We start from the raw sequence: 23,856 nt of genomic DNA, 5'->3' as shown, positions 1-23,856 counted from the left end.
CTCACTCCGGCGTCGGCTCCGCTTCTCTCGCGGTCCAACTGACGCTCGATACGCTCTTTTCCATGCTGATGCGGCTTGCCATCTGTTCCAGCTTCGGCTGATCTTTCGGATGCAGCTTTAATGTTGCTGTAACGCGAATGCGTCCCGTGTCACCTTCCACGTCTTCGCTCGTCAGGCTTTGGAACGACAGCGGTGTCGAATACATCGAGTTGGATACTGCGGTACGAATGTGGATCTCGTCAGCCTCGCGGCATACGATCGTCAGCACATATTCACGCACCAGGTCGGCGTTTGAAACGGGTGTCGCGTTGATCGTACGGCTCACTTCACGCAGCACCGTATTGGTCAACAGCACGACGGCGGTGCCGGCGAGCGCCGGTCCGTAATGACCCGCACCGCACAATACGCCGACCGCCGCCGAGCACCACAAGGTCGCGGCGGTGTTGATTCCCTGGATGGATCCCTTGTCGCGCATGATCACGCCGCCGCCGAGAAAGCCGACGCCTGAAACGACATACGCGGCAATCTGCGTGATGCCGGCGGTGCCGTTGCCGGTGAGCACGCCGAGTGTGACGAACAGGCACGCGCCGCTCGCGACCAGCGTGATGGTGCGCAGGCCTGCGTTGCGCTGGCGCATCTGCCGTTCGAGGCCGATCGCGACGCCGCAGCTGAAGGCGGCAAAGAGCCGCCAGACGAATTCAATTGTCATCGGTAAGAAAGGTTAGGGCGCGTGTTCGCACAGTGTGAACCCCACGCGTGACAGCACCACGTGTCCGCAGGGGGGAACGCGGGCGCGCTCAGGTGTGGCGAGGCAAGCGAGCCAGGGCTCGCGGCGCAAAAGTCATGAAGCACGCGCAAGGCATCGAGCCATGCGGCACTTCACGGGTAGTACGAGGATATAAACGACGTGCACCGTCGGGCCCAAAGGCAAGACGGCGACAGGCAAAGGCTGGCGCGGAAATCTTGCCGATCAGGCGAACGGGCGAATCGAAGCTCGACTGGTACGACTGCTGCTGTCCAAGATCGTGATTCCGGTTAAATGAATTGGGCGAATTTTAGGCAGCTCTGCAAAGTTAAGTCAAGCGGGGATGAAGCAGGGCGGCGGAGACCACGTACAGATGCTTGCGGAATTTCCCGCGACAGGATCAGTATTTTCCTCGCATAAATACGGACTCCGAATATTGACGATATTCATCCCGGAAAACACACTGTTCGCACACTTTGAAACATGCTTTGCGATTCGGCGCTCGATTCGCGTTTCACTTCTCACGGTTTCGCTGGCAATCGTTCGGTTATCCTGGCGCCCTTGCAGGCGCATCCGATCCGCACAACATCGTCTTTTTTCCGCTGTTCACCCCAATTGAGGAATGTATGAAAAATAAAGCTCCTGGCATCATTGCCGGTGCATTGATTGCTGCTGCTCCGTTCGTGTCGTTCGCCGCCGGTCTACCCGCGCCGTTTGAAGGCAGCAGCACGCTGCAGGCAGACGGTGTCGTCAAGTTTGTCGATCAGGCTAAACATTCGGTGACCGTGCTCGACGCACAGGGCGGTGAAGCTTCGTTCAACATCACCGAGACGAGCAACCTGGCGCAGATCAGGCAGGGTGGCAAGGTGCATATCCGGATGATGCGCAACGCCATGGTCAGCGTGACGCGCGGTGCCGACGGCCACACGGCTGCTCAACCGGTACAGCAGAACACCGCGCAGAACGTGACGGCCGAAGTTCAGGCCATCGACCACGCTTCCGGCATCATGGCCTTGAAGAGCCCCAATGGCGCGGTGTTTCATATTCAGGGACGCGAGCCAGCAAAGGTCGCTGGTGTGATGCCCGGTATGCAAGTGTCGGTGGCGTACGCACCGCAGGTCAGCGTGGCCGTGGCGCCCGCGCAGTAATCGCAGTAACACTTGTCAACTGAAGCGGCGCGTCAGCGCCGGAGCGCGGAGGTCCTTTGCGGACCTCCGCGCTTTTTATTGCGCAATCCGATATGACTTCGGCGGGGCGATATTGGGCGTCCGCTTCGACGCTTCAGTCGGGCTCGCCGGGCACGAGACGCAATCGCGTGATTTCCGAAGGAGCCCCCAGGCGTTTCGGCGGTCCCCAATAGCCCGTGCCGCGACTCGTGTAGACCCATAGGCCATTCAACCGTGCGAGACCTGCCGTGAACGGTTGCTGAAAGCGCACAAAGAAATTCCACGGGAAGAACTGGCCGCCATGCGTGTGGCCGGATAGTTGCAGCGTGAAACCCGCCGCTGCGGCCGCTTCGGCTGAGCGCGGCTGGTGCGCGAGCAGTACTTTGATCAGCACGTCGCCAGGCGCGCCGGCAAGGGCCGCGATGGGGTCGCTGCGATGCAGCGGGTCATGATGGCCTGCCGAAAAATCGGTTACTCCGGCGATCACGGCGCGAGCGCCGTCATGTTCGACGACCACATGCTCGTTGAGCAAAACGGTCAACCCGAGGCGCCGGAACTCGTCGATCCAGGCGTTCGCGCCGGCGTAATACTCGTGGTTGCCGGTCACGAGGAACGCGCCGTGGCGCGCACTGAGCCGCGACAGCGGCTGCGTATGCCTCGTCAGTTGCGGCACGCTGCCGTCCACCACATCGCCGGTGACAGCAATCAGATCTGGCTTCAACCGATTCACCGCGTCGACGATTGCGTCCACATAACGGCCTTTGATAGTCGGGCCGACGTGGATATCGCTGATCTGGACGATCGTGAAGCCGTCGAGCGCCGCCGGCAAATCGTCGATCGGTATATCGATCGTCACGATCTTGGCACGGCGCCGTGCGTTGAACAGGCCGACGAGTGTAGAGAGCAGCGCAAGCAACGGTACCGCTGCCGCTGAGCCGGTACGCCAGTGCGCAATGGCAATCGTGTTCGGCCAGATGGCATCGACGGTGAGCAGCGAAGCGAGCGCCAGGTCGCGCGCGAATGTCAGGACCAGCAGCGATGAGAAGAAACCCATCGCCAGTAGGCCGACCCACGCGAGCCTGTCGCTGAGCGGTTGCTGCTTGATGGTGCGCGCCAGCATGCCGAGCGGAATCAGAAAAATCGACAGCACCAGCCACAACGCGCACAGCCAGCGGGCTGCGCCACCAAACGGCATGTCGGGAAGCAGACGAAAGCCGACGTAGATATGCAGCAGGATGCCAATCAGGATGAAGCGAACAAGAAACGATGTGCGGCGCATAGAGAGGATAGAGGCGGGAAGGGGCCGGCTCGAGTGAAAAGACGGCGGTGGCTCGCCAACCGCAACCCTGAAATAGTGGACGAGCCGAACCATTCTACCGAGATGTGCAACCGCGTGCCGACGGCACCAATTTGGCTCACACCGGGTTGCCGAACACGTGCAGGTTTGACGCGGCAGGCGAGTGTCGCATTGCAGCAATTCGCCCGTCTGCCGCAGCCCGGCTGAATTGCCGTGACATGCTAATTAAATGGGCTTTGAATTGTGTTCCGCGTGGACTATTCTCAAATAGAACCGGTTTGTCCGAAGGCCGTCGCGGCCCCACGATGGTTCGTTTGTCGCCGGTAGAGGGCGAGGCAGGAGACGCATCATGAAACTGCTTGGATCAGGCAATCACGTACGCCACGGACATCACACGCATCACGTCGGACCAGAGGGCGTCCACGTGATGCTGCCGCTGGTGGGCATATCGCTGATGGCGCTCGCCTTGTACTTCGGCGTGCGCGACATCGACTTCTCCGAGCTGGGCAAAAGCGCGTTATTTTACGTGGTGATGGTATGCGTTGCGCTTGGCATCGCGGGGCTGTTCGGCGTCGTCGGCGCGTGGTTGCGTTCCAATGGCGATGAGGCCGAGGAAGGCTTCTGCTTCATCGGTGCGTTGATCGGCGCGGTGGTGTTCTACGTGGCGCTCTTCAGATAAACGCACCGGCGGCCATTGGCCTGTCAGACAATCCGGGCCGCTTCGTCGAAGGATAAGCGCGGGCTGCGCGGGAATAGCTTCGACGGGTCACCGTAGCCCAGATTGATCAAGAAGTTGGACCTCACGCTCGTGCCGGCGAAGAAGGCCTCGTCGACCTTGGCGGCGTCGAAGCCCGACATCGCGCCGGTGTCCAGACCGAGCGCGCGGGCTGCGAGAATCAGATAGCCGCCTTGCAGCGTCGAATTGCGAAAAGCGGTATCCGCGATCACCTTGTCGTTACCGGCGAACCAGCTGCGCGCGTCGGCATGCGGGAACAGTTTCGGCAGATGCTCGTAAAACGCCATGTCCATCCCGACGATCACCGTCACCGGCGCCGCCATCGTTTTCTCGAGATTGCCCGCCGACAGGGCAGGACGCAGCTTCTCTTTGCTTTCGGGCGTTTTCACGTAGACGAAGCGGCCGGGGCTCGAATTGGCCGAGGTCGGCCCGAGCAGCACGAGCTGGGTGAGTTGCCTGAGCACGGCGTCGTCGACCGGTTTGGCCTGCCAGCCGTTATGTGTGCGCGCTTCGCGAAACAGCTGATCGAGCGCCTGATCGGACAGAATCATGGTGGGGCTCCTTTGAAGTAGCAGAGTGAGAGAGCAGGATGAAAGCGCAAACCATAGGCGTGAGCGACATCGTTGTTGCCGCCATAATAGCCAGGGTTCTCAATCGCGCATGTATCGCGTGCGCAATCGCATTCAGGTAATCTCATGGCGGACCTTTTCGATGACCTTCCGGCGCCGGACGTGGACTGGTATCCCGAGTGGCTCGCGCCCGCGACCGCAGCGCACGCTTTAAAACAACTCATCGACGAAGTCGAATGGCGTCAGGACATGATGGGCACGCCTGCCGGCCGTGTGCCGCTGCCGCGGCTGACTGCCTGGCAGGGCGAGCCGGACGCGGTCTACGTCTACTCCGGAATTCGCAACTTGCCGCAATCGTGGACCCCGACCGTCGCCGAACTGCGGGCCGCTGCCGAGGCAGCTTGCCACGCGCGCTTTAATAGCGTGCTGATCAACCGCTATCGCAGTGGCACCGACAGCATGGGCTGGCATGCCGACCGCGAGCTCGAGCTCGGCGCTCGGCCGGTGATTGCGTCAATCAGCCTGGGCGTGGCGCGCACATTCGATTTGCGGCACAACAAGACCGGCGTCGTGCAGTCGTTTTCGCTGAAGGGCGGCAGCCTGCTGGTGATGAAGGGTGACACGCAGGCCGACTGGCGGCATCGCGTGCCGAAGGAGCCGCGGGTGGCCGGAGAGCGAATCAATCTGACGTTTCGGTGGGTGACGCCGCGCGAAGCCACGCCGAGCACGTAAGCACATAAGAAGCACGCCCAACGTCGCGCTCCGTCGTCGTTCGCGCCCAGGCGAACCCCACTGCATCGCCTACGCCCACGGCACAGCCGATACCGCCCACGATACCGAAATTGGTATGGCCGGCGCGAATCATATGATTGGACGGTTAACGCCCCAGACACTACGCTACATCACGATCCACGCGCCGTAAGAGCCGCAAGCGCTGGGCGGATTCGATGGGTCGCCTACACAACAACGATCAGGAGACAGTCATGGCGAATACACGACGCGCCGCATGTCGTGCGTTGGGCGCGCTCGCGCTTTGCTCGAGCATCGGCGCTCTGGCGCTGACAACGCCGGGTGCTTACGCGCAGGACAAACAGATCACGCTCGGCTTCGCGCAGGTCGGCGCCGAAAGCGCATGGCGAACCGCCAACACCGAGTCAGTGAAATCAGCGGCCGCGGATGCGAAGATCAAACTCAAATTCTCCGACGGCCAGCAAAAGCAGGAAAACCAGATCAAGGCGATCCGCTCCTACATCGCGCAGAAAGTCGATGTGATCGCATTCTCTCCGGTCGTCGAATCCGGCTGGGAGCCGGTACTGCGCGAAGCTAAAGCCGCAAAGATTCCGGTGATCCTGACCGACCGCAACATCGATGTGAAAGACACGTCTTTGTACGTGACGATGATCGGCTCGGACTTCATGGAAGAGGGCAGGCGCGGTGGTCATTGGCTCGCAGATCACTACAAAAATGAGCCAGGTCCCGTCAACATCGCGGAACTTCAGGGAACGGTCGGCTCGGCACCTGCCAACGACCGGCATTCCGGCCTGATTGAAGTGATCAAAAGCGATCCCAAATTCAAGATCATTGCGTCACAAAGCGGCGACTTCACGCTTGCCGGCGGCAAGCAGGTGATGGAAGCGTTTATAAAAACTTATGGAAATAAAATAAATGTAGTTTATGCGCATAACGACGATATGGCGCTCGGTGCCATCCAGGCGATGGAAGAGGCCGGCATGCATCCGGGCAAGGACATCGTCGTCGTCTCGTTCGACGCGACCAAGGGCGGCTTCCAGGCGATGGCCGCGGGCAAGATGAACGTCGACGTGGAGTGCAGCCCGTTGCTGGGACCGCAACTGATGTCGGCGGTCAAGGACGTGGTGGCCGGCAAGCCGTTGCCCAAGCGTATCCTGACGGAAGAGACCGTCTTCCCGATGAGCGTCGCGGCGCAGACTCTGCCGACGCGCAAGTACTGAGGCGGACGGTCTTGATGCCGAGTCTGGCGGCTAACTGGTTAGCTATCCATACAATGGTCGCAGGATAAAAGCAGTACGGACAGATCGCAGGGGTTTCTCCAGTGGTGCCTGACCGCCCGGCTGCTTCGGCAGCGGGCGGTCTCTTTTCCGCTGAGTCAGGTCGCGCCCAAGCTGGCCTGCCTGTGCCCACCCGACCAACGCACCGCCGATTGAGCGAGGTCTATGACGCATCCCGCTTCTGAACCGAATCCGCCGGCCGCTGGCACTCATACCCATGGAGCCATTACAGGCGACGCTCGCGCCGGCGCCGCCTCGAGTGCACTCGAGCCCATTCTGGCCACCGCCGGTGTCAGCAAGACGTTCCCGGGCGTGAAAGCGCTGCAGCGAGTCGACTTCCGTCTGTTTCCCGGTGAAATCCACACGCTGATGGGGCAGAACGGCGCCGGCAAATCCACCCTGATCAACGTGCTGACCGGCGTAGTCGCGCCCGACGCCGGCACGATTCGCCTGGGCGGCGAGATCGTGGCGTTCGCTTCGCCGCAGGAGGCGGAAGCGGCCGGCGTGCGCACGCTGTATCAGGAAGTGAACCTATGCCCGAACCTCTCGGTGGCGGAGAACATCTTTGCCGGCCGGCAGCCAAAGCGTTTTGGCGCGATCGATTGGCCCGACATCAAGCGCCGCGCGCAGGCCGCGCTTCTTCGTCTCGACGTGACACTCGACGTCACCCGCTCGCTCGACGCCTATCCGATCGCCGTGCAGCAGATGGTGGCGATCGCCAGAGCGTTGTCGGTCGATGCACGCGTGCTGATCCTCGACGAGCCGACCTCCAGCCTCGACGACGGAGAAGTGGCCCAGCTTTTCAAAATACTTCGTCATCTTAAGCAATCGGGTATCGCCATTCTGTTTGTCACGCATTTTATCGAGCAGACGTATGCGATCTCCGATCGCATCACGGTGATGCGCAACGGCGAACGTGAAGGCGAGTACCTCGCACGCGATCTGCCGGCCGATCAACTGGTCGCGAAGATGGTCGGTCACGAACGCATGAGCGCGCGCTTGCGCGAAGCGGCGCATGACGGGCACACCGCGCACGAAGGACCGCAGAGCAAGCAGTCCGTTCAGCCGTTCGTCCAACTGCGCGGCGTCGGACGGCGCGGCACCCTGCAGCCGATCGACCTCGACGTGCAGCCGGGCCAGATCCTGGGCCTTGCCGGCCTGCTAGGCTCGGGCCGCACGGAGACCGCGCGGTTGCTGTTCGGAGCGGACCGCGCCGACAGCGGCACCATCCTGGTCGAAGGCCGGCCTGTGCGGCTGCGTTCACCGCGGGACGCCGTGCGTCACGGCATTGGCTACTGCGCGGAGGACCGCAAGAAAGAGGGCATCGTCGCCGAACTGTCGATCCGCGAGAACATTCTGCTGGCGTTGCAGGCGCGGCGCGGCTGGTGGCGCAAGATCAAACGGCATCGCGCGCATGAAATCGCGGACATGTGGATCGAGCGCCTCGGCATCAAGGCGACGGACGCCGAACAGCCGATCGGGCTGCTCTCCGGCGGCAATCAGCAAAAGGCGTTGCTGGCGCGCTGGCTCGCCACCGATCCCAGGCTGCTGATTCTCGACGAACCCACCCGCGGCATCGACGTCGCCGCCAAGTTCGACATCATGGACCGCTTGCTGGCGCTGTGCGCGAACGGTTTGGGCATCCTGTTCATTTCGTCGGAGATCAGCGAGGTGCTGCGCGTCAGTCATCGCGTGGCGGTGCTGCGCGACCGCCGCAAGATCGCTGAAGTGGCCGGCAAGGCTTCGAACGAAGACAACATTTATCGACTCATCGCGGGGAGCGGCGAATGAAGCTATCGAACTGGTTCGCGCGCGATGGCGCGGAACGTCCGCTGATCTGGCCGTGCGTCACGCTGGTGCTGTTGTGCGTCCTGAACCTGTGGGTGAATCCGCATTTTCTTTCTTTAAGGATGCTCGATGGCCATCTGTTCGGCGCGCCGATCGACGTCCTGAATCGCGCGGCGCCGCTGGTGCTGGTCGCCACCGGCATGACACTGGTGATCGCGACACGCGGCATCGATATTTCGGTTGGCGCGGTGGTCGCGATTGCCGGTGCCGCCGCCGCCACGATCCTCGCGACGCAAACGGAGCCGGGCGCCGGGTTGATCGCGCAGGCCCTGGTTGCGGCGTTGATCGTCGGCGTGTTGAGCGGCATGTGGAATGGGCTGTTGGTGTCGTTCGTCGGCATGCAGCCGATCATCGCCACGTTGATCCTGATGGTCGCCGGCCGTGGCATCGCGCAATTGTTGACGGCGGGGCAGATCATTCCAATCGGCGCAGCGGGCTATCTGTTCGTCGGCGGCGGTTATTGGCTTGGCGTGCCGTGCTCCGTGTGGATCGCGAGCGTGGCCGTGCTGGCCACCGCAGCGCTCGTTGAAGGCACGGCGCTCGGGCTCTTCATTCGCGCGATCGGCGTCAATCCGGTGGCGACGCGTCTCGTCGGCCTGCGCTCGAAAGCGCTGGTATTCGCGGTGTACGGCTTCTCGGGATTGACGGCCGCGATGGCGGGCATCCTCATCAGCTCGAACGTGCGCAGCGCGGATGGCAATAATGCCGGGCTGCTGCTCGAACTCGATGCGATTCTCGCGGTGACGCTCGGCGGCACGTCGCTTCTCGGCGGCCGTTTCAGTCTGACAGGTACCGTGCTGGGCGCGCTGATCATCCAGACGCTCACCTACACGACCTATTCGATCGGCGTACCGCCGGAAGCGACGCTCGTCGTCAAGGCGGCCGTGGTGCTCGCGGTGAGCGTGATCCAGTCGCCCTCGGCGCGCGCACTCGCCATGTCGCTCTTCACGCAGCGCGGGGTGGCGCGATGAGACGACTCCTCGAAGCCTGGGCCCATATCGTCGATCCGCGCACGCTGCCGATCGCCGTCACCATTCTGTTGTTTTGCGCGCTGTTCGGTTTCGGCTCGGTGATGTACACCGGCTTTTTCTCGTGGCAAGTGCTGCTCGATCTGCTGGTGGACAACGCCTTCCTGCTGATCGTCGCGATCGGTATGACGTTCGTGATCGTGTCCGGCGGGATCGATCTGTCGGTGGGCTCGGTGGTGGCGCTGACCACCATCGTCGAAGCGGTGCTGTCCGAACATCTGCATTGGCCGGTCTGGCTGATCGTGCCGATCGTGTTGCTGATGGGCACGGTGTTCGGCGCGGTACAGGGCGCGCTGATTCATTTCTTCCGTTTGCAGGCGTTCATCGTCACGCTGGCCGGCATGTTCTTCGCGCGTGGCTTGTGCTTTCTGATCACGACGCAGTCGATCACCATCAACGATCCGACGTTCCAGAAGATTTCCGCGTTTCGCCTCAACCTTGGCGTCGGTTCGGTGACGGCCAATGTGTTGATCGCCCTCGTCACGCTTGTCGCGGCGATCTACGTCGCGCACTTCACCCGCTTTGGCCGCAATGTCTATGCAGTTGGCGGCAATCCGCGCTCGGCGTTGCTGATGGGCTTGCCGGTCGCGCGTACGCGAATCGGCGTGTATGCGTTGAGCGGGTTCTGCTCGGCCCTCGGTGGCGCGGTGTTCACGTTCTATGTGCTATCGGGCTATGGCCTGCAAGGGCAGGGCATGGAACTCGATGCGATCGCAGCGACGGTGATCGGCGGTACCTTGCTGACGGGCGGTGTCGGCTATGTGATCGGCTCGCTGTTCGGCGTCGGCATTCTCGGCACGATCCAGGCGCTGATTACTTTCGACGGCACGCTCAGTTCGTGGTGGACCCGCATCGTGATCGGCGCGTTGCTGTGCGCGTTCTGCCTGCTGCAACGGCTGATCGAGCGCCATGCAAAATCGGTGCGGCGTCCCGGTGGCACGGGTGCTGTCGTGACGCCGGGCCGCGAGCATGGGCGAGGCGACACGGCAGCGGCACCTGATTCACATGTGATCGGACGCGCACCGGAGCAGGCGCTGTAGCGCGAAGGGGCAGTGACGCGGCTCAAGCGTTGAGTTCGCGTCCTTTGGTCTCCGGCAACGTCAGCGCGGCAAGGATCACGACACCGTAGGCCGCGGCGGCGAATCCACCGATCGCGTGGCCGAGCGTCATGGTCTGCGAGACGTAGCCGATCAGGAACGGAAACGTCGCGCCGACCGCGCGCCCGAAGTTGTAGCAGAAGCCTTGGCCGGAGCCGCGAATGCGGGTTGGAAACAGCTCGGTGAGAAACGCGCCCATCCCCGAGAAAATGCCGGACGCGCAGAAGCCGAGCGGGAAACCGAGCACGAGCATGGTGAGGTTATCGAGCGGCAGTTGCGTGTAGATCAACGCGATCGCACATGAGGCCAGCGCGAACGCGATGAAGGCGCGCTTGCGGCCGATTGTGTCGCTGACGTAAGCGCCCGCCAGATACCCGCAGTACGAACCGACGATCACCACGCCCAGATAGCTGCCGGTGCCGATCACGCTCAGATGCCGCTCGGTTTTCAGATATGTCGGCAGCCATGTGGTCACCGCGTAGTAGCCGCCTTGCACGCCGGTCGCGAGAATGGACGCGCGCAGCGTCGTCCAGACGATATCGCCGCGGAAGATGTCGAGCAGCGAAGGGCGCGTGTGCGCGGCGGCTTGCGCTTCTTTCTGCTGCCGATGTACCTCCGGCTCTTCGACGAAGCGGCGGATCCAGATCACGAACGGCGCCGGCGCAATACCGATTGCGAACAGCACGCGCCACGCGTAATCGGCCGGTATCCATGAAAAGACGGCCATGAACAGCAGCGTCGACACGCCCCAGCCGATCGCCCAGCCTGCCTGCACCAGACCGACCGCCTTGCCGCGGTCACGCGGACGGATCACTTCGCCGATCAGCACTGCGCCCGCCGTCCATTCGCCGCCGAAGCCGAGTCCCATCAGTCCGCGCGCCCACAGCAACTGCGAAAAGTTCTGCGCCAGCGCGCAAGCCAGCGTGAACACCGCGAACCAGAGGATCGTGATCTGCAAGGTCTTCACCCGGCCGATGCGATCGGACAGCACGCCGGCCGCCCAGCCGCCGAGTGCCGAACTCAGCAGCGTGACGGTGCCGATGAGACCGGCGTCGCCGCGCGTGATGCCCCATGTCGCAATCAGCGTCGGAATCACGAAGCTCAGGAATTGCGTGTCCATTGCGTCGAGCACGTAGCCGATCTTGCAACTCCAGAATGCACGCTTCTCGCCGGCGGAACTCTGCCGATACCACGCGAACGGTCCTTTCCCTGTGCCGGGCGCGTCGTAGCACTCGGCGTCCGCGGTCAATTGCGCTTCGGTTTTCATGTCTGGGCTCCGGTCGTAGTCAGCGGCCGCGTCTTGCCGCGCGGCTCGTGGTTGGGATAAGTGGATAAAGCGCCGCGGCTAGAGGACCGCCAGCGTGGTGTTGGGGATGTCGGTGACGAGCATGTGTCCCGGTTTGTGCGCGATCGCAAACGGCAAGCGCGCGCTTTCTATTGCGGCTTGCGGTGTGACGCCACAGGCCCAGAACACGGGCAACTCGTCGCTGCGCACTTCTACCGCGTCGCCGAAATCGGGCCGCGTGATATCGCGAATGCCGATCAGCGAGGGATCGCCGATATGAACCGGCGCGCCATGTACCGCGGGAAAACGGCTGGTGATCTGGATGGCGCGGATCGCGTCGGCGGCTTTCATCGGCCGCATCGAGACCACGCGGTTGCCGCCGAACACGCCAGCGCGCACGTTGGGTTCGCGCGTTCGATACATCGGCACGTTGACCTGCTGTTCGATATGGCGCAGTGGAATGCCTTCGCGCCGCAACATCTCCTCGAACGAAAACGAGCAACCGATCGCGAACACCACCAGGTCGTCGCGCCACAGTTCGTCGAGACTATGCACCTCCTCGGCACGTTCGCCGTGGCGGTACACGTAAAACGCGGGGACGTCATTGCGTATGTCGAGATCGGCACCGAGCGACGGGACACGCCAATCTCCGGGTTCGCCGATGCCGAGCAACGGGCAAGCCTTCGGATTGAGCGTGCAGAAACGCAGGAAGTCGTCAGCGTATTGCCTGGGCAGGATGGCGAGGTTGGCTTGCGCATAGTCGCCGCAGTAGCCCGCCGTCGGCCCGGACAGGCGGCGGCTGCGAATCTGCTGACGAAACTCGGATGGTGTGTAGGACATGAACGGCTCGACTCCAGCTAGGTCCGGGTGACTGATGGAAGCCAGATTAGTAACGTCAAAAATATCCATCCAGCGAGTTATTCTTGCGTTTCGTTAAATTAAACTTAACAGCACCGTGGTGCTTTTGCGGTGATGATCGAATGCCTTCGGGAATGCTGTTGGGGGAGCTGATGCAATGAATACCCGCTTTGTCGAAACGTTTCTGACGCTCGCTCGTCTAGGCAGTTTTCGAGCGACCGCTGCCGCCATGCACGCGACGCCCGCGGCGATTTCGCTGCGCATCAAAACGCTCGAAGCCGAGTTGGGCGTCGAGTTGATCGAGCGCGACGCCGCTGAGTTTCAACTTACGGCGCATGGCGAACGGCTGCTCGCGCATGCGCGCTCGGTGGTGCAGGCCACGCGCTCGCTGCAACTGGCCGCGCAGGACGAAACCCAGGTGACCAAGCGGCTGCGGCTCGGCGTCATCGAAACGGTGGTGCATAGCTGGCTGCCGGACTACATCCGCATGCTGAACGCCGAGTACAACCGCATCGTCGTAGACCTGAGCGTCGACTCGAGCGCCGTGCTTGGGCCCCGGCTGCGCGCGGGCGAGCTGGATCTCGTCATTCAGGTGGAGGAAACCGGTGAGCAGGAAGCGTCGATTGTCTCGACTTTGCTGGCGAGTTATCCGGTGCGCTGGATCGCGCGCAACGATCTGATTCCGGCGAGCCGCGCGAAACATGTGCAGACGGTATTGCAGAAACCCGTGCTGACGTTCGGCCGTGGCACCGCGCCACAGGTCGCCGTGGAGGCGATCGTGGAGACGCTCGCGAAGCGCGCCGGTGTGCCGCTTGCGGACACTCAGGTGACCTGCATGCCGTCGGTGGCAGTGATCGTGAAACTGTTGCGCGATGGCTATGGGGTTGCGGCGGTGCCGGCGCTGTTCGTCGAGCCTTTCCTGAGCAGCGGTGAACTGGGGCAATTGCAGGTGCGTCCGCTGCCGCCGCCGATCGACGTTGCGATGTATTACCGCGACGACGCCGACGTCGGCGTGCTGGCGGCCTCACGCGTCGCGCGCAGCGCGTGTGATCAGTATGCGAAGGCGAGGGGGCGGCAGTTGATTGAGAGGCGGTGAGGCGAGCAATCAACAAGGCACGGAAAACGCGTCATTCGTCTTATGCCATTTGCCGTGCTACACTGTAATAACATTGTGTTTACTTTTAAATGCCTACCCTTTAGGATTCCAGTCCAGGTGCTGCCATGAAAACGACCATCCGCAGAATGGGTAACTCCCATGGTGTACTGATTCCGAAACCTATCTTGACCCAACTTGGGCTGGAGGACGAAGTGGATATGCAAGTAGAAGGGAACGCCCTCGTGATACGGCGTCCGCAAAAAAAAGCGCGTGCGGGGTGGGCCGACGCGAGCCGTTCGTTGGCGGCGTCCAAAGACGACGCGCTGGTGATGGGCGAGTTTCCCAATGCCGATGACGCGGGGCTCGAGTGGTAGCGCGCGGCGAAGTCTGGCTTGTCGCGCTGGATCCAACCGTCGGCAGCGAGATTCAGAAAACGCGTCCATGCGTAATTGTTTCGCCGGGCGAATTGCACGATCACCTGCGCACGGTGATCGTCGCGCCAATGACCACAGCCGGCCGAGCGGCGCCGTTTCGCGTCCCGCTCACTTTCTTGCGCAAGAAAGGTTTGATCCTGCTCGACCAGATTCGCACGGTAGACAAGACGCGGCTTGTGAAGCGTGCCGGCGCCGTATCGGATACGGCGCTATCGAATGCGTTGTCTACGTTGCAGGAAATCTTCGTCGAGTGAAGGATGGCAGGTGGCGTAGGCCGAGTGGTGGCGTAGTGGGGCTTAACCCGGGTGCTTAACCCGGGTGCTCAATCCAGGCGTTCAATCTACGCGTTCAAGCGGCTCCGAGGCGCCGTCGGGCAGTCGCCACGAGTCTGTCGAACGAGAAGGTACTCGCAGCAAGGGCGATGGTGTCCGGGAAATTATCACGCGTGATGTCCGTCAACACCTGGCCCGGCGGCGCTTCGATCAGCACGCGGGCGCCCATTTCCTGCATGACGGTGAGCGCGTCGAACCAGCGCACGGTGTAGCGCATATTGGTCGCGAGATCGTCGCGAATCGCTTGAGCCGTGTACAAAGGCCGACCGCCGCGATTGCCGATATAGGTGCTTTGAGGCACATGAAAAGGCACATCCTGTGCGTACACAAGCAACTCGTCTGTGGCATGGGCGAGCAGTTCGCAATGCGACGGCACGCTCACGGCGAGACGGGTGGCTTTGCGAGCGCCCGCCGCTAGCGCGCGCTCCATGAATGCGTCCAGCGCGGCGTTCGCACCCGCCATAACGATCTGACGTGGCGCATTCACATTGCCGATATACACACGTTGACTGTTCGCCTCCGCGTGCTGATCGGCGAGTGTTTCCAGTTGGTGTTCGGTCAAACCCGATACAACCGCAAGACCGTAGCCGGACGGGTATGCCGTTTCCATCAGCTCGGCGCGCTTGCGAACCATCTTCAACGCGTCCTCAAAGCGAATCGCGCCGCAACAGACCGCCGCTGCATACGCGCCCACCGACAAACCCGCGCTAATCCCCGGCGTGAGCTGTTCCTCTGCCAGTGCGCGTGTGATCGCCACGCCCGCGACCGTCAAGCCAATCTGAACGGCTACGGTCGAGCCCAGCGAATCTGGCGTGTCGAGAGTGAGTACGTCGATGCCGAGCACCTGAGACGCTTCGTCGAGTGTTGCGCGCACAGCCTGGTGCTGGGGCAGACTGTGCAGGAATCCGTCCGACTGGGCGCCTTGGCCGGGAAACAGAAGGGCAAGCATCAGGCATCGCCGTGAACAGGTGCCCACGGATCGGCAATGAGCTGCGGGCCGCGAGCGTGGCGCACCATCACGCGTGCTTTGTGCGCGGCCCACTCGGCCAGCGCAACGCCGCCCGCGGGCGTTTCCAGCTGCGCATCCACGCGAATGCCGGCGCGTTGCGCGATAGTTTGCAGATAATTCAGCAATTGAACGGCGCTCGCGTGCGAGAGTTTTTCCGCCGCGCGGATCAGCAGATCGAGGTCGCTCGAGAGCGTGACCATGGGTGCCTGAGTGGCCAGTTCGAAGCCTGTGCTGCCGGTCGGTCCCCAGCCGAATTCAACCAGTGCGCCGGTCGTGTCGCCTTGTAACGTGGCGAGGGCCGCGAAAGCCGGCAACGCTTTGCGTTCTGCAAGCGGGTTGCGGAGCGCTAGCGCTTCCGGCGGCACGGCGGTTTCAATCTCGTCCAGATGTGCCCACGTGCCGTAGCGCTGCGACCGCTCCACGCCACGCAAGCCGATCGCAACGAAGCCGTCGGCGGCCAGCGCGCGTCTGACCACGGCATAGGGCGCGCGCTCGAAAGACTCGCGAACCCATGCCGGTTCGCCCTCAAACTGCCGCAAACGCTGCAGGCGCAACAGGTCATGCGGCCGCCAGCGCGCCTCGCGCGACAACGCGTGATCGGCTGCAAACGGCGGCGCTGCGCAGACCTGCATTACACGGCATCCCATTGTTCGGCGAGACGGCGTCGTACTTCGATCGACGCTGCGCGATTCTTTTGAGCCGCAGCTGATTCCAGACGATGCGACAGATCGGTTTTGCCATCGCGTGTGCTTTGAATCTGCCCGGTCAACACCTCACGCACGTGCTCGATTTGCGCGGCATCCGGCGCATCGGCGTCGACGCCTTCGATCAACTGATCGAGCAGGCCGAGTTTGGCGAACGACGTCATCGAGTACGACATCGGCACAATGGTTTCGCCGAGCGCGTCGAGTGCTTCGACGGTGCGGCGCGTGACGCGTGCGGCCGCTTCCTTGCCCATGGCGTGGACCATCGTGCCGGGCGCGTCGAGTGCGACGATCCGGTTGGCCTGATAGCCGTGCGCGAGGAACGCGCCCGACATGGCGGGTCCGACGATCAGCGCGATCACCGGGTGGCCGGCGTCGCGTGCCGACGCATAGGCATCGACCGCGGCAGCGCAGGCGAGGTGAATGCCGAGCATTTCCTCGCGATAGCCGTACGCCTGGCTTTTGACGTCGACGATCGCGACGATCGGGCGGCGCGTACCGCTCGTGGCGTCCTGCGCAATGGTCTCGCGTACAGCGCGCGCGAGCTGCCAGCCTTGTTCGAGACCGACCACGTTATCGGTCGCGCGCGGAAAGCGGTTATCGGGGTCGGGGACGACCGCAATGAAGCGCGCGGTCTCGCCGCCGAGCGGCGCGTCGCCGCTCCATACTGGCGCGTTGCCGGATGGCCCGCCGGCGAGGGCATGGAACCAGCGCGCGCCGCGGCTGAGAGTGGTGTCGTTCATGCCTGCTCCTTGCCGGAGATAGATGGGTTGTACGCCGGGTTGTACCCCGGGTTGTACACATCACGCATTGTTTCCGGCGTGACGCTGGCCGGGTCGATTCGCGCGAGCCGGTCAAGGAACGTGTCGACCTGCTCGCTGCGATGCGCAGCCGGCACGCCTTGCGTGAATGCTGAGCGCACGGCGGCGTGCACCGCGCTGGCATCGTCGTCGACCAGTTGATCGGCGAGCGCGGTCGCCGCGCGTTGTTCGCCGCCGATCAATTGCCACACGCGGCGGCGATCGCTCGCGTCGAGTTCTTCGATGCCGGCTTCCTGTTCGATCACCTCGGGGCCGTTCATGCCGAGCCGCCCTTGCTTTGTCACGACGAGATACGAGCACAGCGCCGCCGCCAGCGACATGCCGCCGAAACAGCCGACCATCCCCGCAATCACGCCGACCACCGGCACGTGCCGGCGCAACGCGACGATCGCGGCCTGCATCTCGGCAATCACCGCGAGGCCGAGATTGGCTTCCTGAAGCCTGACGCCACCGGTTTCGAACAGCACGACGGGGCGGACGAGCTTGCCGCGCTCGCAGTCGCGCAAGGCCATTTCGAGCGCGGCAGCGATCTTGCTGCCCGACACTTCGCCGATGCTGCCGCCCTGGAACGCTGACTCGATCGCGGCGACCACGGCCGGCTCGCCGTCAATGGTGCCGCGCGCGATCACGCAGCCGTCATCCGCCTGGCAGACGACACCTTGCAGCGGCAGCCACGGCGACTCGATCTTGTCGAACGGTCCGAGCAGTTCGCGGAATGTGCCCGCGTCGAGCAGCGAGCGGGCGCGTTCGCGCGCCGGCAGTTCGATGAAGCTTTCGCGCAGCATGGGCGCGGGACGTGCGGTGTCGACGGTGTTCATGCGTCGCCTCCCTGTTCTGCAGCTTCGATGGCTTCCGCGAGCCGCAGCGCCACGACGCCGGGTGTCGCGCCGAAGTCGTTGATTTCGATTTGCGCCGCGCCGTCGTAGCGCGTGAAGAAGCGGTCGAGCACGCTCTTCCAGATGTGGCTGTAGCCGTCGACGCTGGTACGTACGACCACATGCGCGGCCAGCGCGCCAGCGTTATCCGAAGGCGACAGCAGCACTTCCAGATCGCCCGAACCGACCACGCCGACATGCGCGCGGGTCGTGACAGCGCGTTGCGCCGGATAGTCGAAGGTCAGATGTTCCATGAGGCTGAACTCCCGCCGGCGTCGTGATGCGCCAGCATGTCGAGAAAGAGGGTGGCGGCGAGCAGATCGGCTGCGCCGCCAGGGGATGCGTTAAGCGACAGCAATTCGTGTTCGAGTGCGGCGAGCGCGGCGTGCCCGTCCCGCGTCGAGCTCCCGCCGGCTTGCAGCACGCGGCGCGCGCCGTGTTGCGCGGCATGCAAGCCAGGCAAGCCCGCGCGATGCAGCAGGCAGGTGTCGTCGAGCGAGGCCATGATCGAGAGTAAGGCGTCGACGCGCGCGGCGTTTTCGTCGACGCCGCCGGCTCGCGCCGCGAGCAACGCGGGCAAACCGATATCGATGACGTGCGGGAAACCGTCTTGTGCCTCACGGCGCGCTCCGCCTACCTGATAGCGCTGCCGCGCGCGCTCGCCGTGACTATCGGCGGGCGCGGCGAAGCGATCCGGGAAGCAGGCAATTTGCGCTGCGAGCGTGCAGATGTGCGACGCGTTTAGAGGCGTGGTGGCGCCTGGCATAGAGACGCCTCGCATCGAGGCACCGGCTGACAGAGATGCGCCGCTTGGCACCGAGACGCCGCATGGCGTCGAGGCACCGTTTGGCACCGAGGCACCGTTTGGCACCGAGGCACCGTTTGGCACCGAGGCACCGTTTGGCACCGAGGCACTGTTTGGCACCGAAGCAGCGTTTGGCACCGAAGCACCGTTTGGCACCGAAGCACCGTTTGGCACCGAAGCGCCGCCTGGCGCCGAGAAGCCGCCTGGCACCAGGAAGCCGCTTCGCATCGAGGCACCGGCCACCAGCAAGCCGACGATCCAGATCGCGCCGCGATGTGCGTTGCTGCCGCCCGTGGCATGCAGCATGGCCTGCTCGCCGGCGCGGCCGATCTGCGCGAGTTCAGCGCGCAAAAGCGCGGATGGCTCGCCACGGCGGCGCGCCGTGCGTGCGAGCGCCGCGAAGGCCGGTTCGAGCGCATGTGCCGAGCGCAGCATGGTGGCGAGATCGAGGTCGCGATGCGCACCGCTGCCGCGCCGGTCGACCAGCGCGGGTTTCGGCGTGAGTTGCGCTTCTTCGATCAGCGCGTTGACCGCGTAACAGGCGAGCTGGACGTCGGACAGGCCCGGCTGTGCCGTGACCGCAGCGCTGACGGCACGCTCGAGCAAAGCTTCGCGCGAGCCCATCATCACCAGCTCCTGAAGCGCGCCGGCGGCTCGTACAATCCGCCCGACCACGTCACCAGGTCATCGATGCTGCGTGCCGCCAGCAGCGAGCGCTTGGCTTCGCCACGTCGAATACCGAGATCTTCCGGATACGCGACAACGCCGCGCCGGCGCAACTCGGCCGTCTTCTCCGGCCTGGCGCGCAGCCCGATCGGCGTCACGCCGGCCACCGCTGCCAACGCCGCACGCCGCTCGTCGATGCCTTCGGCTTTATGCAGATACGCAATGCCTTCCTCGGTGACGACATGGCTCACGTCGTCGCCGTAGATCATCACGGGCGCGATCGGCATGCCGCTCTTCGCGCCGACGGCAACTGCATCGAGTTCATCGACGAAGGTCGGCTCGCCGCCTTTCTTGTAGGTCTCGGCCATCTGTACGACCAGCTTGTGCCCACGCGAGACCGGGCCCTGATCCTTCAGCAGCTTGAGCCACGCTTCGCTCGAATGACGCCGGCCGCGCGGATCGTGACCCATGTTCGGCGCACCGCCGAAACCGGCGAGGCGGCCGCGCGTAACCGTCGACGAATTCGCGTCCGCGTCGATCTGCAAGGTCGAACCAATAAACAGGTCGACGCCGTATTGACCCGCCAGCTGGCACAGCACGCGGTTCGAGCGCAGGCTGCCGTCATTGCCCGTGAAGAATACGTCGGGGCGCGCCTCGATATACGCCTCCATGCCGACTTCGCTGCCGAAGCAATGAATGCTGTCGACCCAGCCCGATTCGATCGCGGGGATCATGGTGGGATGCGGATTGAGCGTCCAGTTGCGGCAGATCTTGCCTTTCAGGCCGAGCGATTCGCCGTAAGTGGGCAGCAGCAATTCGATCGCCGCGGTATCGAAGCCGATACCGTGATTCAGCGAGCTCACGCCATAGGGCTCGTAGATGCCCCGAATCACCATCATCGCGGTGAGCACCTGCAAGTCGCCGATATGCCGTGGGTCGCGCGTGAACAAAGGTTCGACGGCGAAGGGCGTGTCCGCCTGCACGACTACGTCCACCCACGAACCCGGAATATCGACACGCGGCAATTCATCGACGATCTCGTTGACCTGCACGATCACGATGCCATGCCGGAACGCGGCGGCCTCGGCGATGGTCGGCGTGTCCTCGGTGTTCGGGCCGGTGTACAGATTGCCGTGACGGTCGGCTTTTTCCGCGCACAGCAGCGCGACGTGCGGCGTCAGATCGACAAACATCCGCGCGTACAACTCGACGTATGTATAGATCGCGCCAATTTCCAGCTGGCCGTCTTCGAGCAACTGCGCGACCCGCAAACTCTGCGGCCCGGCAAACGAGAAATCGACCTTGTGCGCGATGCCGCGCTCGAACAGCGTCAGATGCTCGGGACGGCCGATGCTCGAAATCAGCAGATGCACGTCGTGAATCTTTTGCGGATCGACCCTGGCGAGCGAACGGGACAGAAAGTCGGCCTGTTTCTGATTGTCGCCTTCGAGTGCGACGCGCTCGCCTGGCTGGATCAGCGTTTCGAGCGCATCGACGATACGGTTTGTCGGCAGGATGCCGTCTTCCAGCCACGGCGCGATGGCCGCGAGGCGACGGTTCTTCTCGTCGCGACGCGTGGTCCAGGAACGGGCGGTGGGGGATGCTTCGGCGGGTCGGTTCATCGGCGGATTCAGCTCCCACTGGTGGTGCGCGTGCGTCTGGCGCGCGGCTTGGGTTGATTCGCAAGCGCGGCTTCCGCCTGCGCGCGTTCGGTCAGGAAACGATGAAGCAGGTCGCCGGTGCCGAGCAGATGCGTGACGACCAGAGACTGTGCAGCAGGAATATCACGGCGTTGTACAGCGTCGAGCAAGGCGGCGTGTTCATTGTCCGATTCGCCCTTGTACGACGGCAAGCCGAACTTCAGGCGCAGATACCGTTCGCCGCGCCGATGCAGTGTGCCGATCATATCCTCGAGCTGCGGGCGGGCGGCGGGCGCATACAGGCTCATATGGAACGCCACATTGCGCGCGACGTACAACGACGGATTCGACTCGCGCTCGGCGGCGCGGCAGAGGCGGGCGCATTCGCGCAGCGTGGCGGCGGTGTGATCCGGAATCGCGAGGCCGATGGCGAGACTCTCCAGCGCGGAGCGAATCTCGTAGATTTCGCGCGCTTCGTCCGCCGACAACGGCGCGACGGTGGCACCTTTATGCACGGCGGCTCTCGCCCAGCCCTCGCTTTCGAGCTGGCGCAAGGCTTCACGCACAGGAATTGCGCTGACGGAGAAATGCCGCGCGATTGCGTCCTGCCGCAGCGGCGCACCAGGCGCCAGCGTACCGTCGACAATCGCCGCGCGCAGCGCCTCCGCAATCAAGCGGGACGTGCTCTCACGCGGCGCCGCCGCGGGTAAAAGCGGGCTGCGCGCCGGGGCGTCCAGGGGAAAACCATCTATTGCGTCGCTCATAAGATCAAATATTATATATAAAAATGCGCGTGTTACAGCGGGGCAAACCCGGAAATTTTCAGCACCGGCGGCCTGCGGTGCCTATTCAACGTCATACGAGGCATATCGGTTCACCCAGAAGCGCGCCATCTCGTCGTTGCCTTTATGTCAGGCAAGTAAGCCAGTACATCAACTGTAGGGCCGGAGGAGCATGATGAATTCACTAACCGACCGCACGCCGGTCGCGCGGCGCCGTACGCCGCTCAATCGTTCGCAAATCGCCGGATTTTGGGGAGCGTGGGCCGGCTGGACCCTCGACGGGATGGACTCGTTCATTTACGCACTCGTGTTGACGCCGGCGTTGACCGAGCTGCTGCCGCGTTCGGGCTATGCGGCAACGCCCGCGAATGTCGGCCTCGCCGGTTCGATTCTGTTCGCGCTGTTTCTGGTCGGCTGGGGGCTGTCGTTCATCTGGGGGCCGCTGGCGGACCGCTTCGGCCGCACCAAGGTGTTGGCGGGCACCATTTTCACGTTTGCCATTTTCACGGGACTTGCCGCGACCTCGCACAACGTGTGGGAGCTCGCCATCTATCGTTTCATTGCCGGGGTCGGCATTGGCGGCGAGTGGGCGTTGGCGGGGACGTACGTCGCTGAAGCGTGGCCGGAAGATCGCCGCAAAATGGGCGCCGGTTATCTGCAAACGGGCTACTACGCCGGCTTCTTTCTGGCTGCGGCGCTCAACTACACGATCGGCGTGCATTACGGCTGGCGCGCGATGTTCCTGACCGGCGCGGTGCCGGTCGTGGTCGCGATTCTGGTGCTGCTGCGGGTGAAGGAATCGGAAAAGTGGGAGAAGGCGGAAGCGAGCACCGTGCGCGCCAAACCGCTGCGCGAAATCCTTGGGCCGATGTATCGGCGTCGCACCTGGGTCGCCTGCATTCTGCTGACGATCGCGATCATCGGTTTGTGGGCAGGCGCGGTGTACGAGCCGTCGGCGGTGATCCAGCTCGCGACGAAGGCAGGCATGGCGAAGAACGATGCGATCAGGACAGCGTCGCTGGCCACCGGACTGCTGTCGATTGCGACGATTCTCGGTTGTCTTGCGCTGCCGCCGCTGGCTGAACGCATCGGCCGCAAAAAGACGCTGGCGATTTACTTTATCGGCATGGCGGTGTCGATCGTGGGCAGTTTCGGCTGGGCGTTTTATCTACCGAACGGGCTCGCGCCGTTTATTGCGTGGCTCTTTGTGCTGGGTTTCTTTGGCGGCAATTTCGCGCTGTTCAGTTTGTGGCTGCCTGAGCAGTTCGAGACCCGCGTACGGGCGACGGCGTTTGCGTTCTGCACATCGTTCGGGCGGTTTGTCGGTGCCGGTGTCAACTTTCTGCTGGGCGCGGCCGTGTTGCATATGCATACGCTCGGGGTGCCGGTGGCGTTGACGGCGCTCGCATTCATCGTCGGTTTGTTCGTGATTCCATTTGCGCCGGAGACCAAAGGGGAGGTGTTGCCGCAGTGAGATTGGCCGTTTGGCTGAGTGGCGGGCGCGGGCGGCGGCAGGCATGCTTTCTATCGGTTAGACGACGTGTTCTTCCATCGTTTTGGGTTTGTTGATTTGTACGGTACTCTGTACAATGATTGCCGGTGGCGCAGATGTGTTTCTTTGTCTGTGCCACCGGCTCACCGGCCACCCCCGCGGTGCAAGAAGTCAATTCGGCGGTGATCGTCTCTAACTTTCAACAGGAGCGACTGGAGGGAAGCCTCTCAGATCGATAAAACGAATGAACGTCCTTACTTACAGCGAGGCGCGTGCCGGCTTTAAGCAAGCGATGGACGACGTCTGCCGCGATCACACACCCATGCTGATAACCCGACAGGGCGGCGAAAATGTGGTCATGGTTTCGCTCGAGGATTTCAATGCGATGCAGGAGACCTTGTATCTGTTGAGTTCGTCGAAGAACGCCCAGCGGCTCGCTAGATCTATCGCCCAATTGAACGCCGGCGGTGCGACTGCGCGCGAACTGCTGACCGATGAACAAACAGAAAAGCCGCAACGAGGAGGCCGCAAAGGCTGACAGTGT

At 63.2% G+C, this 23,856-nt stretch carries 25 protein-coding genes; 12 read left to right on the top strand and 13 right to left on the bottom strand.

Annotated features, from left to right (window positions below; genetic code table 11):
* Position 1: 1 nt before the first annotated feature.
* Positions 2-709, bottom strand: a complete 708-nt coding sequence (locus P0D84_RS32050; RefSeq protein ID WP_408343289.1) for an MgtC/SapB family protein — start codon at positions 707-709, stop codon at positions 2-4.
* A 662-nt stretch (positions 710-1,371) separates the two neighbouring features.
* Between P0D84_RS32050 and P0D84_RS32045 the strand changes: the two genes are divergently transcribed.
* Positions 1,372-1,893: a hypothetical protein gene (locus tag P0D84_RS32045; protein WP_408343287.1), complete on the top strand. Its 522-nt coding sequence runs from the start codon at positions 1,372-1,374 to the stop codon at positions 1,891-1,893.
* 133 nt (positions 1,894-2,026) lie between these two features.
* Here P0D84_RS32045 and P0D84_RS32040 read toward each other — a convergent pair whose 3' ends face one another.
* Positions 2,027-3,190 carry a metallophosphoesterase gene (locus P0D84_RS32040; protein WP_408343285.1) on the bottom strand — a complete coding sequence of 388 codons (1,164 nt, stop codon included), beginning with the start codon at positions 3,188-3,190 and terminating at the stop codon, positions 2,027-2,029.
* Positions 3,191-3,557: 367 nt separating this feature from the next.
* On the opposite strand from P0D84_RS32040, the gene P0D84_RS32035 reads away from it, so the two are divergent.
* The gene (locus tag P0D84_RS32035) at positions 3,558-3,887 is read left to right on the top strand and encodes a hypothetical protein (RefSeq protein ID WP_408343283.1); all 330 of its coding nucleotides are present in this window, start codon (positions 3,558-3,560) and stop codon (positions 3,885-3,887) included.
* A 23-nt stretch (positions 3,888-3,910) separates the two neighbouring features.
* On the opposite strand, the gene P0D84_RS32030 is transcribed toward P0D84_RS32035, so the two are convergent.
* On the bottom strand, positions 3,911-4,495 hold the full coding sequence (locus P0D84_RS32030) for a malonic semialdehyde reductase (protein ID WP_408343281.1): 585 nt from the start codon (positions 4,493-4,495) through the stop codon (positions 3,911-3,913).
* A gap of 144 nt (positions 4,496-4,639) precedes the next feature.
* Between P0D84_RS32030 and P0D84_RS32025 the strand changes: the two genes are divergently transcribed.
* The 5 genes from P0D84_RS32025 to yjfF all read left to right on the top strand — a co-directional run bounded on the left by P0D84_RS32025 (position 4,640) and on the right by yjfF (position 10,456).
* Positions 4,640-5,245: an alpha-ketoglutarate-dependent dioxygenase AlkB family protein gene (locus P0D84_RS32025; RefSeq protein WP_408343279.1), complete on the top strand. Its 606-nt coding sequence runs from the start codon at positions 4,640-4,642 to the stop codon at positions 5,243-5,245.
* Positions 5,246-5,496: 251 nt separating this feature from the next.
* Positions 5,497-6,483: an ABC transporter substrate-binding protein gene (locus P0D84_RS32020; protein WP_408343277.1), complete on the top strand. Its 987-nt coding sequence runs from the start codon at positions 5,497-5,499 to the stop codon at positions 6,481-6,483.
* Between the two features lie 222 nt (positions 6,484-6,705).
* Complete coding sequence (locus tag P0D84_RS32015; protein ID WP_408343275.1) at positions 6,706-8,331, top strand: sugar ABC transporter ATP-binding protein; 1,626 nt, start codon at positions 6,706-6,708, stop codon at positions 8,329-8,331.
* Positions 8,328-9,359 (top strand): ABC transporter permease, encoded by a 1,032-nt coding sequence (locus P0D84_RS32010; RefSeq protein ID WP_408343273.1) that lies wholly within the window; start codon positions 8,328-8,330, stop codon positions 9,357-9,359. The genes P0D84_RS32015 and P0D84_RS32010 overlap by 4 nt, the downstream gene beginning before the upstream one ends.
* The gene (yjfF, locus tag P0D84_RS32005) at positions 9,356-10,456 is read left to right on the top strand and encodes a galactofuranose ABC transporter, permease protein YjfF (RefSeq protein WP_408343271.1); all 1,101 of its coding nucleotides are present in this window, start codon (positions 9,356-9,358) and stop codon (positions 10,454-10,456) included. The genes P0D84_RS32010 and yjfF overlap by 4 nt, the downstream gene beginning before the upstream one ends.
* A 22-nt stretch (positions 10,457-10,478) precedes the next feature.
* Here the strand turns inward: yjfF and P0D84_RS32000 are convergent, their stop codons facing one another.
* Together P0D84_RS32000 and P0D84_RS31995 are read right to left on the bottom strand one after the other, a co-directional pair.
* Positions 10,479-11,780, bottom strand: a complete 1,302-nt coding sequence (locus P0D84_RS32000; RefSeq protein ID WP_408343269.1) for an MFS transporter — start codon at positions 11,778-11,780, stop codon at positions 10,479-10,481.
* 78 nt (positions 11,781-11,858) lie between these two features.
* Complete coding sequence (locus P0D84_RS31995; protein ID WP_408343267.1) at positions 11,859-12,638, bottom strand: putative hydro-lyase; 780 nt, start codon at positions 12,636-12,638, stop codon at positions 11,859-11,861.
* Between the two features lie 175 nt (positions 12,639-12,813).
* On the opposite strand from P0D84_RS31995, the gene P0D84_RS31990 reads away from it, so the two are divergent.
* From P0D84_RS31990 to P0D84_RS31980, 3 genes are all read left to right on the top strand, one after another.
* Positions 12,814-13,752 carry a LysR family transcriptional regulator gene (locus P0D84_RS31990; protein ID WP_408343265.1) on the top strand — a complete coding sequence of 313 codons (939 nt, stop codon included), beginning with the start codon at positions 12,814-12,816 and terminating at the stop codon, positions 13,750-13,752.
* A gap of 125 nt (positions 13,753-13,877) precedes the next feature.
* Positions 13,878-14,126, top strand: a complete 249-nt coding sequence (locus P0D84_RS31985) for an AbrB/MazE/SpoVT family DNA-binding domain-containing protein (protein ID WP_063498748.1) — start codon at positions 13,878-13,880, stop codon at positions 14,124-14,126.
* On the top strand, positions 14,120-14,440 hold the full coding sequence (locus P0D84_RS31980; RefSeq protein WP_408343262.1) for a type II toxin-antitoxin system PemK/MazF family toxin: 321 nt from the start codon (positions 14,120-14,122) through the stop codon (positions 14,438-14,440). The genes P0D84_RS31985 and P0D84_RS31980 overlap by 7 nt, the downstream gene beginning before the upstream one ends.
* A 94-nt stretch (positions 14,441-14,534) precedes the next feature.
* On the opposite strand, the gene mdcH is transcribed toward P0D84_RS31980, so the two are convergent.
* Genes mdcH through P0D84_RS31940 form a run of 8 tightly spaced genes read right to left on the bottom strand, consistent with a single transcriptional unit; the run spans position 14,535 to position 21,802 of the window.
* The gene (gene mdcH, locus P0D84_RS31975; RefSeq protein WP_408343260.1) at positions 14,535-15,467 is read right to left on the bottom strand and encodes a malonate decarboxylase subunit epsilon; all 933 of its coding nucleotides are present in this window, start codon (positions 15,465-15,467) and stop codon (positions 14,535-14,537) included.
* The gene (locus tag P0D84_RS31970) at positions 15,467-16,159 is read right to left on the bottom strand and encodes a malonate decarboxylase holo-ACP synthase (RefSeq protein ID WP_408343258.1); all 693 of its coding nucleotides are present in this window, start codon (positions 16,157-16,159) and stop codon (positions 15,467-15,469) included. Before P0D84_RS31970 ends, mdcH begins: the two co-directional genes overlap by 1 nt.
* Positions 16,159-16,974 (bottom strand): biotin-independent malonate decarboxylase subunit gamma, encoded by an 816-nt coding sequence (gene mdcE, locus P0D84_RS31965; RefSeq protein ID WP_408343256.1) that lies wholly within the window; start codon positions 16,972-16,974, stop codon positions 16,159-16,161. Before mdcE ends, P0D84_RS31970 begins: the two co-directional genes overlap by 1 nt.
* The gene (locus tag P0D84_RS31960) at positions 16,971-17,870 is read right to left on the bottom strand and encodes a biotin-independent malonate decarboxylase subunit beta (RefSeq protein WP_408343254.1); all 900 of its coding nucleotides are present in this window, start codon (positions 17,868-17,870) and stop codon (positions 16,971-16,973) included. Before P0D84_RS31960 ends, mdcE begins: the two co-directional genes overlap by 4 nt.
* The gene (locus P0D84_RS31955) at positions 17,867-18,181 is read right to left on the bottom strand and encodes a malonate decarboxylase subunit delta (RefSeq protein WP_408343252.1); all 315 of its coding nucleotides are present in this window, start codon (positions 18,179-18,181) and stop codon (positions 17,867-17,869) included. Before P0D84_RS31955 ends, P0D84_RS31960 begins: the two co-directional genes overlap by 4 nt.
* Complete coding sequence (locus P0D84_RS31950; RefSeq protein WP_408343250.1) at positions 18,169-19,359, bottom strand: triphosphoribosyl-dephospho-CoA synthase; 1,191 nt, start codon at positions 19,357-19,359, stop codon at positions 18,169-18,171. Before P0D84_RS31950 ends, P0D84_RS31955 begins: the two co-directional genes overlap by 13 nt.
* Positions 19,359-21,020 carry a malonate decarboxylase subunit alpha gene (gene mdcA, locus P0D84_RS31945; RefSeq protein ID WP_408343248.1) on the bottom strand — a complete coding sequence of 554 codons (1,662 nt, stop codon included), beginning with the start codon at positions 21,018-21,020 and terminating at the stop codon, positions 19,359-19,361. The genes P0D84_RS31950 and mdcA overlap by 1 nt, the downstream gene beginning before the upstream one ends.
* 8 nt (positions 21,021-21,028) lie before the next feature.
* Positions 21,029-21,802: a GntR family transcriptional regulator gene (locus P0D84_RS31940; RefSeq protein ID WP_408343246.1), complete on the bottom strand. Its 774-nt coding sequence runs from the start codon at positions 21,800-21,802 to the stop codon at positions 21,029-21,031.
* Between the two features lie 193 nt (positions 21,803-21,995).
* Between P0D84_RS31940 and P0D84_RS31935 the strand changes: the two genes are divergently transcribed.
* The gene (locus P0D84_RS31935) at positions 21,996-23,294 is read left to right on the top strand and encodes an MFS transporter (protein WP_179737837.1); all 1,299 of its coding nucleotides are present in this window, start codon (positions 21,996-21,998) and stop codon (positions 23,292-23,294) included.
* Between the two features lie 262 nt (positions 23,295-23,556).
* A complete protein-coding gene (locus P0D84_RS31930) occupies positions 23,557-23,850 on the top strand; it encodes a type II toxin-antitoxin system Phd/YefM family antitoxin (RefSeq protein WP_408343244.1) in 294 nt (97 codons plus the stop codon).
* The last annotated feature ends 6 nt before the right edge of the window (positions 23,851-23,856 follow it).

It is taken from the genome of Paraburkholderia sp. RL17-337-BIB-A (genome assembly GCF_046025895.1).
Taxonomy (GTDB): Bacteria; Pseudomonadota; Gammaproteobacteria; order Burkholderiales; family Burkholderiaceae; genus Paraburkholderia; species Paraburkholderia fungorum_C.
The sequence above is the reverse complement of the archived record's forward strand: the minus strand, read 5'-3'. Positions and strand labels throughout refer to the sequence as shown.